This is a genomic window from Enterobacter sp. 61D5 (assembly GCF_034107965.1).
Classification (GTDB): Bacteria; Pseudomonadota; Gammaproteobacteria; order Enterobacterales; family Enterobacteriaceae; genus Enterobacter; species Enterobacter cloacae_M.
Window position 1 is genome coordinate 115,826 of record NZ_JAWNFK010000019.1, and the last position, 11,629, is coordinate 127,454.

Sequence of the window (11,629 nt, forward strand, 5' to 3'; positions counted from 1 at the left end):
GATAATATAGACAGCTCATTTTTTCACCAATTGTTATCGAGGCCAAAAATGGACTCACTTTGAGATCGCAAGATCGAGAAAAAAAGAGTGGTGATATAAGGACTGTCCAGCTAAAGCAGGTAAACTGATCCGCAGAATGTGTATTTCAGCTAAGACGTATTTATGACCAATATGATTGCCGACGAGACGGTGGCTAAATCCAGCGTGCTCTCTGTCTTTGACTTTGACGGGACATTAACGCACCACGACAGCTTTATTCCTTTCCTGCGTTTTGCCTTCGGCAAACGTTACTTCGCGGGCCGCCTGGTGCGCATGGCGCTGCCCACGCTCCACTGCGTGCGTCGCAAGCTGACGCGCGATGAGCTGAAGGAAGTGCTGATTAAAACCTTCCTGACGGGCGTGGATGAACACTGGCTGCGCCAGCAGGCGGAAGCCTTTTGCGAAAAATACTGGAACAAGCTGATGCGACCCGAAGGGGTTCTGGCGGTGGCGGCTGAGGTAAATTCCGGTGCGGAGGTGACCATCTGTTCCGCATCCCCGGCGCTGGTGCTCCAGCCGTGGGCTGATAAGCTCGGCATTAAGCTGATTGGCACGCAGCTGGAAGTGAAAGACGGCAAGCTGACGGGGCGCATCACGGGCAATAACTGCCGCTGCGCCCAGAAGGTGGCAAGGCTGGAGAAAGTGTATGGCGATCTGAACGCCTATCATCTGCGCGCCTGGGGCGACACCCGCGGCGACCACGAACTGCTGGCGGCGGCGCAGGATCCGCACTGGCGGCACTTCCACCACCCGCGCAAGCGTCGGAATTCACCGATTAAGGGTTAGGTGCGGTCCGGGCCCTCACCCCGGCCCTCTCCCACAGGGAGAGGGAGAAAGGCGGTACATCAGGCCTCACGTTTCCCCGGGAACATCACGCTCGCAATAATCCCCAGCGCCAGCACGCCAAGCACCACAAACAGGCTGGCCGTGGCGCCAATGCTGTAACCGTGATGCCAGAAGTGATCGGTGGCATTTAACCCCAGCTTGAACGCCACGAAGAACAGCAGCAGAACCACGGCTTTCTCAAGGTGCACCAGATACTGCTTCAGCGCTTCCAGCACGAAGTAAAGCGTACGCAGGCCGAGAATGGCGAACATCATGGCGCTGTAGATAATCAGCGGCTCGCGGCTCACAGCAATAATGGCCGGCACGGAGTCAAACGCGAACATGACGTCAGAAAGCTCGACGACGGCTACGCAAAGCAGCAGCGGCGTCGCATAGCGCTTCGCCTTCTTCACGCGTCCGACCATCACGTCCTGGTTTTCCGGTTTTTCAAGCTCCGCATCCACCTCTTTCTGGGTCAGAATAAAGGCGTTGCTGCTGATTTTCGGCCAGACCGGGTAGAAGCGCTTCACCATGCGATAGGCGAGATGACCCGAGTAATCTTCCACTTCGTCGCTCTCTTCATTGCGTCTGAGCATCATCACCGCCGTCCAGCCGACAACCAGCGCGAAGATCACCTCAACGTACGGCCCCAGGCTTAACAGGCTGGTGCCGATAGCCACAAAGATGCCGCGGAAGACAATCGCCCCCAGCACGCCCCAGTAGAGCACGCGGTGACGGTACTTATCCGGCACGCCGAACCAGGCGAAGATCGCCATCATCACGAACAGGTTATCGACGGAGAGCACCTCTTCCAGCGCATAGCCGGTGAGGAACAGGCTCGCCATCTCGGCGCCGTGGTGAACATACAGGAATCCGGCGAAGGCCATCGCCATCATGACCCAGAAAATGGACCACATCGCCGCGCTTTTCAGCGAGACGGGTTTATCGTGACGGTGCATAAAGAGGTCGATAAACATCGCCCCAACGGCCATCACCACAAAGACAACAACGGTTTCCGTCGGGAAACCGAGATGAGCAGCAGACATACAAAACCCTTTTGGCAGACAAAACACAACACCATGCAAACTGGCGTAAACCAGGAACAGAAAAGGGCGGGCCGTTAATCAGCCTCTTCGCCCTCAAAGTCGCGGCCTTCTGGCCGCGCAAGGAGGGGGTACTTTACCTTACCAGACGGGGATCGCGCATCTGCCGTTTAGGCGCTCATTCCGCGCAAACGCTGCAGCACCGCCACCAGAACCGCCACGGACCAGCCCACCATCAACGCGCCCACCAGCCCTTCCACTCCGCCGATGAGCCGCCAGTGCTGGGGTAACGTGACGTCGCCGTATCCCACGGTGGCGTAGCTGACCAGTGAAAAATAGAAGCTGGTGTTCCAGTCATTAAACGCGTCGATGACAAAATAAAACGCAGCAAACAGTCCGGCCTCAAGGAGGTGGGCGAAGATCATGGAGATCACGATACCGACATTGCGTAAAACAATGCGTACCGCCGAATCGACTTCTAATTTGATGAATTTTAAAACGCCAAACATCCACAGCGAATGGATCACAACGGTTAGGGTAAGCAAAATAATAATACTAAGTAGCTGCATGATGCGTGCTCGACCAAAAGAAATATGGCCCCGCTAATGCGGCGGGGCACCCGGTCGAAGCTTAGTTGAATGGCGAGGAAAAGTTGGTGCAATAATTGCGTTGCGTGATTATCTCCCTTGCAGCGTGCTCTCTGTGCGGCTGGTTCGACTGCTGTGAGCGATATATTTGAAGCGCACTATCTGTGAGTCACCTCTTATTTACATCATTTAAACCTTCCATTAACTGGATAAAAATAACGCGCCGTCGCTATAGTGGTTTTGTTTAATAAAACTTAGTTGTACCTAATAAAACAAAGAACAAACCCTGCGAGGACACAATGACAGAACATTTACGTAACGGCGCTACCGCCACCGAGGACATAGAAAGAGAGACGATGCGGAAGGTGATCTGGCGTATTCTCCCGTTTCTGATTGTCAGTTACCTGGTCTCCATTATCGATCGCGGGAATATCGGCATGGCTTCGCTGCAGATGAATGAGGACCTTGGCCTCAGCAAAGCGGCGTTTGGCTTCGCCAGCAGTCTTTACTTCGTGGCCTATTTTTTGTTTGAGGTACCCAGCAACCTGGCCATGCAGAAAGTCGGCGCCCGGCTGTGGATCCCGCGCATTATGATCAGCTGGGGCATCGTTTCCATGTGTATGTCCCTGGTGCAGAACACCACGTCGCTCTATATCGTCCGTTTTCTTCTCGGTGCTGCTGAGGCGGGCTTCTTCCCGGGCGTCGTGCTGTATCTGACCTGGTGGATCCCGTCCCGCTACCGCGCACGCATTATTGCGTCCTTTATGGTCGCCATCCCGCTCGCTAACTTCATCGGCTCCCCGCTTTCCGGGCTGATACTGTCACTGGATGGCTGGCTGGGTCTTCGCGGCTGGCATCTGCTGTTCATTATTGAAGGCTTGCCGGCGGTGCTGCTGGGTATTGCAGCCTGGTTTATTCTCCGGGATCGCCCTCATCAGGCGAGCTGGCTCAGCAGCGAACAGAAACAGTGGCTGGAAACCACGCTTGAGACCGAGCGTAGCCAGCAAAAGAACATTGGACACCAGACGACGTGGCAGTTGCTGAAGCATCGCCAAATCTGGCTGATGGCGCTGATTTATGCGGGCGCATCGTCCGCGGGCACCACCATCAGCGTCTGGTCTCCTCAACTGCTTAAATCCTTCCATCTCGATAACCTTGAGACAGGCCTGCTTAACGCCATTCCTTACGGTCTGGCATCTGTTCTGATGATTGTATGGGGACGGAATTCCGATCGTACCAACGAACGCCGCTGGCATACCGCACTCACGCTGTTCATGATTGCCGCCGGCGTGTTCGCCGCCTTTGTAAGCGTCTCGCTGTCTGCCACGATCGTTATCCTCAGCATTATGCTGATAGGCGCTTATTCAATGAAAGGGCCTTTCTGGGCGCTGGCGTCCGGTTGGATGAGCAGTACCTCAGCGGCGGCGGGACTGGCCGCGATTGGCGCTATCGCAAACCTGATAGGCGGGGCGGTGATGGTAAACGCGTACGGCATTATCAATGAGCGGACGGGCAGTTACACGCTGGCTATGCTTCCGCTGGCCGCGCTGTGCGTGGCCGGGGGTATCGCGGTGCTCATTATGGGCCGGCAGGCCCGCCGCGCTCAGCTACACGAAAAACAGGTCACGCATTAACGATGGCAGAAGCGGGACATTTGTCCCGCTTCTGCATTTAAAGATCTTCTTCCGCCGCGTCGCTCGTTTCACCAAAGAACTGCTGACAGAAGGGCTTGCTGGCGCCCATTTTCTGCGAAAGACGGCTTGCAGCCGCCTTCATCAACTGCCCTATCTCCTTCTCACGACGATCTTCCGTCAGCCGCGAGATAGGGCCGGTCAGGGCTAACGCCGCAACCAGCTTGTCGTGAACGCCGAAGACAGGCATCGCAAACGCAGCAGTATGGGGATCGCGTGCGCCTGACGTGTAGAAAGGGAGTTCAGCGTCTCCCTCCGGCAGGCTTTCATTGAGCCCCCAATGACGCAATACCTTACTGATGGCCGAATTATCGAGCGGGAACTGGCTGCCGGGAAGATTGCTGTGTCGCAGGCCATGCGACGCTTCAGCGCGAAACAGGCAAAGCCGCTGCCCTCCCTCCAGCACATACCAGCTGGCACTCTCCTGAGACGCCAGGGATAAGGCCTGAAGCTCTGGCTGAACCACCCGGGAAAGATGGAAAGATTGTTCATACAGCTTGCCGAGGTAAAGCAGACGTGGGCCCAGCGCATAATTGCCGTCTTCATGCCTGACGACGTAATTCATCCGTTCAAGAGAATTCATCAAGCGGTAAACCGTGGTTTTGTGATAACCCGACAGCTGTGCCAGCGCGGTCAGCGTCAGGCTCTCATCTCCAGGACGGAAGCAATCCAGTAAAGCCAGCGCTTTTTCAACCGCTACAACGCCTTCATTCCCCATCATTATCTCCTTGTTAGCCCGGCAGTGAGTGTACCTCAAATTTTGTGAGTCACTTCGTGTTTACATCACAAACGCCACCTCGGGTCTGGCTAAAAGGAAAGCAACACCGCTATAGTTGTTTTGTTCTGTACACCTGCATTGTACTCAGTAAAACAATATGGAGGCATTTATGTCCGTTACTGAAAAAAAACCGATTAATCGCCATTTCGAGCGCGTTTCTGCCGAGGACGTTCGTCGGGCTGCCGAGTATCAGGCAGCTATTCTGGCCGACGTGGCCGGTCGCCGCGGTACGCTTCATGGCCGCATCAAACCGCTGGCCCCACACATGTCCGTTGCGGGTCCGGCCATCACCGTTGAAGTCCGTCCGGGTGATAATCTGGCGATTCATGCCGCGATGGCGGTGGCGCAGCCCGGCGATGTCCTGATCGTCGATGGCAAAGGCGACCTGAGCTGCGCGCTGCTTGGGGAAATCATGGCCACTCAGGCTCAGGCGAGCGGCATTGCGGGCATTATTATTGATGGCGCTGTACGTGACGCCGATACCCTGAGCAAAGGTCACTACCCCGTCTTTTCTGCCGGTCTGAACCCCTGCGGCCCGACAAAGTTAATCTCTGGCCGGGTTAATCATCCCATTTCAGTCGCCGGGGCGACGGTTCAGGCCGGGGATCTGGTTGTCGCGGATATCGACGGCGTGGTCGTTATCCCACGAGATGAGGTTCAGGAGGTTATCGCTCTGGCAAAAGAAAAGCTGGAGATGGAGACCCGGCGTCTTGCCGCCATCCGTGAAGGCGATTTACGTCCACACTGGCTTAATGACGCGCTTCGTAAGGCAGGTATGTTGAGCGACGGGGAGACGCTGTGATGGGGGGCAAAGACGTAGTTCTGGTTACCGGAAGCGACCTGGCGGAGCAGGCCATGGTGATGTTGCAGGGCTTTGAGGTAGTGTTTGCGGGCCGCCAGCCCACAGAAGATGACCTGATCGCGCTGTGTAAACGACACAATCCTGTGGCGATCCTGGTACGTTACGGCAGGATCACCGCGAAAGTTATGGATGCCGCCCCGGCTTTGCAGGTTATTTCCAAGCACGGAAGCGGGATCGATGTGATAGACCAGGAGGCAGCGGCCGAGCGCAACATCGCCGTCCGGGCTGCGCCAGGCGCAAACGCGGCTGCAGTGGCTGAACATACCTGGGCGCTGATCCTCGCCTGCGCAAAGTCAGTGGTGCCTCTGGACAAGCGGCTGCGAGACGGGCACTGGGATAAGGCGACGCATAAATCCATTGAACTGGAGGGCTTAACGTTAGGGCTAATTGGGTTGGGTGCTATCGGCTCGCGCGTGGCGACTATTGGTCACGCTTTCGGCATGAAGGTGCTGGCTTACGATCCCTATGCTAAGACTATGCCTGCTCTGTGCGAACGCGCAGAGACGCTGAACGGACTTCTTTCCCGTTCCGATGTCATCTCTTTGCACTGTCCGCTGACCGATGAGAATAAGGGGATGATCAATAGCGAGACGCTCGTACACTGCAAGCGGAACGCGATTCTGGTCAATACGGCACGCGGTGGACTGATCCACAGCGAATCGTTACTGGCGGCGCTCAGGGATGGCACGCTGCACAGCGCCGCGCTGGACAGCTTTACCCACGAGCCGCTGACCGCGCCGCACCTCTGGCAGTCCGTAGAAAACGTGGTTATTTCACCGCATATTGGCGGCGTTACCGCAGCGTCATATATCAGGATGGGGACCGTGGCCGCGAGCAATATTCTTGCAGTGACGGACGTCACCACCGTCAGCCCATAAAGCCAACCGTGACGAGTGGCTGTGCTCTTATGTCACTTGTCTTCTGCCAGCGCCTGAGCGCACGCCCAGGCACTTGCCCATGCCCACTGGAAGTTGTACCCGCCGAGCCAGCCGGTCACATCCATCACTTCGCCAATAAAATAGAGCCCCGGCACGTTGCGCGCTTCCATGGTGCGGGACGAGAGCTCATTCGTGTCAACGCCACCCAGCGTCACTTCCGCCGTGCGGTAGCCTTCGGTGCCGTTTGGCTGAACGCGCCAGTTTGTCAGGGTTTCCACCAGCATCTCCTGCTCGCGGCTGTTAAGCTGCTTAAGCGACACGTCCGGGATCTGCCCCAGCGCCTGCAAACATTCCACCAGACGTTTTGGCAGCTGCATTGCCAGGGTGTTTTTCAGGCTTTGATTCGGGTGCGCGGTACGCTGCTCGTTAAGGAACGCGTCGAGATCGCAATCGGGAAGCAGGTTAACCGTGACAAACTCCCCCGACTGCCAGTAGCTGGAGATTTGCAGTACCGCCGGGCCGGAGAGGCCGCGATGGGTAAAGAGCAGATTTTCGCGGAACACCGTCCCGTCTTCGGCGGTAATGACGGAGGGAACGGACACGCCAGACAGCGTCTGAAGCTGTTCCAGAAGCGGTTTATGCAGCGTAAACGGCACCAGCCCGGCGCGCGTGGGCAAGACTTTCAGGCCAAACTGTTCGGCAATCTTATAGCCGAACGGGGAGGCGCCCAGCCCCGGCATAGACAGGCCGCCGCTGGCGATCACCAGGCTATCCGCACTGACGGTTTCACCGTTCAGCTGCAGCGTGTAGCCCTGGTCGTCGCGGGCGACCTCCAGCACTTCCGTGCGCAGGCGCATGACGACGCCGCCCTTCTCGCACTCGGCCACCAGCATATCGACAATCTGCTGCGCGGAGTCGTCGCAGAACAGCTGTCCCAGCGTCTTTTCATGCCACGCGATGCCGTGCTTACCCACCAGGTCGATAAAATCCCATTGGGTGTAGCGCGCCAGCGCAGATTTACAAAAATGACGGTTTTGGCTCAAATAGGCTGCGGGTTCAACATACAGATTAGTAAAGTTGCAGCGCCCGCCGCCGGACATCAGGATCTTACGGCCGGGCTTTTTACCGTTATCCAGCAGCAGCACGCGACGACCCGCCTGTCCGGCCATTGCCGCACAAAACATACCCGCCGCACCGGCGCCAATTACCACGGCATCAAACCTTTCCACGTCAAAACCCTCTTTGTTAACTGCCGCGGATTGTAAAGTTTCCTCTGTGGTCACACCAGCGTAAAAAAATATTACAAAGCCATTCCATTGAAATTTAAAGAATATCCTTTCTGGCGCTTTTCTCAAATCAGGTGGTATGTCAAAAAAAGTCTATATTTCACTTTGCCCGCCGCGCATTTGTCCTGGATAATGCGCCGCGTTCATGTCCTCAAAATGGCGTAACGTCCTATGCTACATTTGTTTGCCGGCCTGGATTTACATACCGGGCTTTTATTATTGCTTGCTCTGGTTTTTGTACTGTTTTACGAAGCGATCAACGGCTTCCACGACACTGCAAACGCAGTAGCGACGGTTATCTACACTCGCGCAATGCGATCGCAGCTTGCGGTTGTTATGGCGGCGGTATTTAACTTTTTTGGTGTTCTCCTGGGCGGGCTGAGCGTTGCGTATGCCATCGTGCATATGCTGCCAACGGATCTGCTGCTTAACGTTAGTTCTGGCCATGGCCTCGCTATGGTGTTCTCAATGCTGCTTGCTGCAATTATCTGGAACCTCGGTACCTGGTATTTTGGCCTGCCTGCATCCAGTTCTCACACGCTCATCGGCGCGATTATCGGCATCGGATTAACCAACGCCCTGATGACCGGGACATCGGTTGTTGATGCGCTGAACCTGCCTAAAGTATTGGGCATTTTCGGCTCCCTGATCATCTCCCCTATCGTGGGTCTGGTAGTCGCGGGGGGATTGATTTTTATCCTGCGTCGCTACTGGAGTAACACGAAAAAACGTGCGCGTATCCACCTAACGCCAGCAGAGCGTGAGAAGAAAGACGGCAAGAAAAAGCCGCCGTTCTGGACGCGTATCGCCCTGATCATTTCTGCTATCGGCGTGGCCTTCTCTCACGGCGCGAACGACGGGCAGAAAGGCATTGGTCTGGTGATGCTGGTTCTGATCGGCGTCGCACCGGCAGGCTTCGTGGTGAACATGAACGCCTCGGGTTACGAAATCACCCGTACCCGCGATGCGGTCAACAACGTTGAAACCTATTTCCAGCAGCATCCTGATCTGCTGAAAAAAGCGACCGGCGTTGATCAATTGATCCCTTCTCCGGAAGCCGGTGCAACCACCGCGCCTGGCGAGTTCCACTGCCATCCGGCAAACGCGATTAACGCGCTGGAACGTGCGAAAGGCATGCTGGGCGATATCGAAAGCTACGACAAACTGGCTGTAGAACAGCGTGGTCAGCTGCGTCGTATAATGCTCTGTATCTCTGATGTGACCGATAAAGTCGCGAAGCTGCCAGAGGTGAATGGTGACGACAAACGTCTGCTGAAGAAACTGAAAAGCGATATGCTCAACACCATTGAGTACGCGCCAATCTGGATCATCATGGCCGTCGCGCTGGCACTCGGTATCGGTACGATGATTGGCTGGCGTCGTGTGGCGACCACCATCGGCGAGAAGATCGGTAAGAAAGGCATGACCTATGCGCAGGGTATGTCCGCTCAGATGACGGCGGCAGTGTCTATCGGTCTGGCGAGCTACACCGGTATGCCGGTATCCACCACCCACGTACTCTCTTCGTCCGTGGCAGGTACCATGATTGTTGACGGTGGCGGTCTGCAGCGCAAAACCGTGACCAACATTCTGATGGCCTGGGTGTTCACCCTTCCGGCATCCATCCTGCTGTCTGGCGGTTTGTACTGGATTTCGCTGAAGCTGATTTAATCGGTTGAAGGCGACAAAAAAGCGGGTCAGGAAACTGACCCGCTTTTTTTATGCTCAGTGCCAAATCATCAATGCAATCATACTGACCACGACCAGCCCGCACAGGGCGCTGGTCAAAATGAACTGACGACGCAGGCGCTCGCAGCGACGAATAAACTCTTCATCGTGATGATCGCGGTAGCGCTGGTAGTAGATGTATCCCACCAGACGCATCTGCTTGCTGGGCTGTCCATGCGAGGTGAAGAACCCTCCACCGTCCACATACTGATAAAGCAACGGATCGCAACCACGAAGTACCACTAACAGCGCACGTAACGATGAGAAGTAGCGCGCCATATTCACTATGCAAACCACGCATAACGCCCAAAACAATGCGACGGTGCTAATCATACATCCTCCCCGGCGTCCGCCCACGAAGCAAGGCTCCTGAGCTACCGCACCCCAATGCCCTGACAGACAGTTCAGTGAAAGAATGACCAAAAGTCGATCCGGTTCGCGTTTTAATATCCGAACGGCTCATTTAATAGTGTAGGAGATCCGTTAATTTTTTTGCCACAAGGTTAATCGTTATCAACACCAAAGCTTGAAAAATATGTTTAACTGGGCCGTAATGAAAGCATCAGACGACGGCTTTCCCATTTAGTCATCGATAACTTAAGGAAGGAGTAACACTATGGCTTACAAACACATTCTCATCGCGGTAGACCTCTCCCCTGAGAGCAAAGTGCTGGTTGATAAAGCGGTATCCATGGCACGTCCCTACAACGCGAAAGTTTCGCTGATTCACGTTGACGTGAATTACTCCGACCTCTACACCGGTCTGATCGACGTGAATCTTGGCGATATGCAGAAACGCATTTCCGAAGAGACTCACCATGCCCTGAGCGAACTCTCCACCAACGCGGGCTATCCAATTACCGAAACCCTGAGCGGCAGCGGCGACCTGGGCCAGGTGCTGGTTGATGCGATCAAGAAATACGATATGGACCTGGTGGTTTGCGGTCACCATCAGGACTTCTGGAGCAAGCTGATGTCTTCAGCGCGCCAGCTGATTAACACCGTTCACGTGGATATGCTGATTGTTCCACTGCGTGACGAAGAAGACGAATAAGTGCGTTAAATTCCCCTCACCCTAACCCTCTCCCAAAGGGAGAAGGGATAGTTCAAGGACACCGGCCGGGTAAGGCGAAGCCGCCACCCGGCTTTTTTTTATTCCGGCGTACCCGGATAAATATCAAACCGGTGCCCTTTGGTGGTCACCGCGTTAGCGGTCGCAACGTCCGCCAGCGGCGGCGCATAGTCCGGGCGCTTTACCACCACCCGCTTCGTCGCGAGCTGACGAGCCGGCTCCAGCAGGCCATCGGCATCCAAATCCGGCCCCACCAGCGACTGAAACACCCGCATCTCTTTCTTCACCAGCGCGCTTTTCTGCTTATGCGGGAACATAGGGTCGAGATAGACCACCTGCGGGCGCGGGGTGATATCCGTCAATGCCGTCAGGCTGGAGGCGTGGATCAGCTGCAAACGATCCTGTAGCCAGGTACCGATTTCCGGGTCCGCATAGCTTCGCACCAGCCCGTCGTCGAGCAGCGCAGCGACCACCGGGTTACGCTCCAGCATCCGCACGCGACAGCCGACAGACGCCAGCACAAACGCATCGCGCCCCAGCCCCGCCGTGGCATCGACCACGTCCGGGAGGTAGCTCCCTTTGATGCCGACCGCTTTGGCCACCGCTTCGCCGCGACCGCCGCCGAACTTGCGCCGGTGCGCCATCGCGCCGCCGACAAAGTCGACAAAAATCCCGCCGAGCTTCGGTTCGTCGCGCTTGCGTAATTCGAGATGTTCCGGCGTCATCACCAGCGCCATCAGGTTTTCTTCATCGTGCTCCAGCCCCCAGCGGGCCGCCAGAACAGATAAGGCGCCGTCTCCGGCGCCTGTTTCATCTACTAAGCAGATCTTCACGTAACAA

General features: G+C 56.0%; 12 protein-coding genes. 6 read left to right on the forward strand and 6 right to left on the reverse strand.

What is annotated here, in order from left to right; all coding sequences use genetic code 11:
* The first annotated feature begins 162 nt into the window (after positions 1–162).
* Positions 163–825 (forward strand): HAD family hydrolase, encoded by a 663-nt coding sequence (locus UTM25_RS17610; RefSeq protein ID WP_014885577.1) that lies wholly within the window; start codon positions 163–165, stop codon positions 823–825.
* Positions 826–884: 59 nt separating this feature from the next.
* On the opposite strand, the gene UTM25_RS17615 is transcribed toward UTM25_RS17610, so the two are convergent.
* Both UTM25_RS17615 and UTM25_RS17620 read right to left on the reverse strand, forming a co-directional pair.
* Positions 885–1,910 carry a TerC/Alx family metal homeostasis membrane protein gene (locus tag UTM25_RS17615; RefSeq protein ID WP_194401378.1) on the reverse strand — a complete coding sequence of 342 codons (1,026 nt, stop codon included), beginning with the start codon at positions 1,908–1,910 and terminating at the stop codon, positions 885–887.
* A gap of 167 nt (positions 1,911–2,077) precedes the next feature.
* A complete protein-coding gene (locus UTM25_RS17620; protein WP_023309546.1) occupies positions 2,078–2,476 on the reverse strand; it encodes a potassium channel family protein in 399 nt (132 codons plus the stop codon).
* Positions 2,477–2,793: 317 nt separating this feature from the next.
* Here UTM25_RS17620 and UTM25_RS17625 point away from each other — a divergent pair, with 317 nt between their 5' ends.
* Complete coding sequence (locus tag UTM25_RS17625) at positions 2,794–4,128, forward strand: MFS transporter (RefSeq protein ID WP_194401377.1); 1,335 nt, start codon at positions 2,794–2,796, stop codon at positions 4,126–4,128.
* A 37-nt stretch (positions 4,129–4,165) separates the two neighbouring features.
* Here UTM25_RS17625 and UTM25_RS17630 read toward each other — a convergent pair whose 3' ends face one another.
* Positions 4,166–4,903, reverse strand: coding sequence for an IclR family transcriptional regulator (locus tag UTM25_RS17630; RefSeq protein WP_194401452.1), 738 nt, complete (start codon positions 4,901–4,903; stop codon positions 4,166–4,168).
* A gap of 169 nt (positions 4,904–5,072) precedes the next feature.
* Between UTM25_RS17630 and UTM25_RS17635 the strand changes: the two genes are divergently transcribed.
* Positions 5,073–5,765, forward strand: coding sequence for an RraA family protein (locus UTM25_RS17635; RefSeq protein WP_194401376.1), 693 nt, complete (start codon positions 5,073–5,075; stop codon positions 5,763–5,765).
* Entirely contained in the window at positions 5,765–6,703 is a 939-nt protein-coding gene (locus tag UTM25_RS17640; RefSeq protein WP_194401451.1) for an NAD(P)-dependent oxidoreductase, read from the forward strand. Before UTM25_RS17635 ends, UTM25_RS17640 begins: the two co-directional genes overlap by 1 nt.
* Positions 6,704–6,735: 32 nt before the next feature.
* Here the strand turns inward: UTM25_RS17640 and UTM25_RS17645 are convergent, their stop codons facing one another.
* The gene (locus UTM25_RS17645) at positions 6,736–7,932 is read right to left on the reverse strand and encodes an aminoacetone oxidase family FAD-binding enzyme (protein ID WP_194401375.1); all 1,197 of its coding nucleotides are present in this window, start codon (positions 7,930–7,932) and stop codon (positions 6,736–6,738) included.
* Between the two features lie 228 nt (positions 7,933–8,160).
* Here UTM25_RS17645 and pitA point away from each other — a divergent pair, with 228 nt between their 5' ends.
* Entirely contained in the window at positions 8,161–9,660 is a 1,500-nt protein-coding gene (gene pitA / locus UTM25_RS17650; protein ID WP_023309552.1) for an inorganic phosphate transporter PitA, read from the forward strand.
* Between the two features lie 54 nt (positions 9,661–9,714).
* Here the strand turns inward: pitA and uspB are convergent, their stop codons facing one another.
* Entirely contained in the window at positions 9,715–10,050 is a 336-nt protein-coding gene (uspB, locus tag UTM25_RS17655; protein WP_003861224.1) for a universal stress protein UspB, read from the reverse strand.
* 283 nt (positions 10,051–10,333) lie between these two features.
* Here uspB and uspA point away from each other — a divergent pair, with 283 nt between their 5' ends.
* On the forward strand, positions 10,334–10,771 hold the full coding sequence (gene uspA / locus UTM25_RS17660; RefSeq protein ID WP_003861223.1) for a universal stress protein UspA: 438 nt from the start codon (positions 10,334–10,336) through the stop codon (positions 10,769–10,771).
* Positions 10,772–10,869: 98 nt separating this feature from the next.
* On the opposite strand, the gene rsmJ is transcribed toward uspA, so the two are convergent.
* Positions 10,870–11,622 (reverse strand): 16S rRNA (guanine(1516)-N(2))-methyltransferase RsmJ, encoded by a 753-nt coding sequence (gene rsmJ, locus UTM25_RS17665; protein WP_194401374.1) that lies wholly within the window; start codon positions 11,620–11,622, stop codon positions 10,870–10,872.
* Positions 11,623–11,629: the final 7 nt, after the last annotated feature.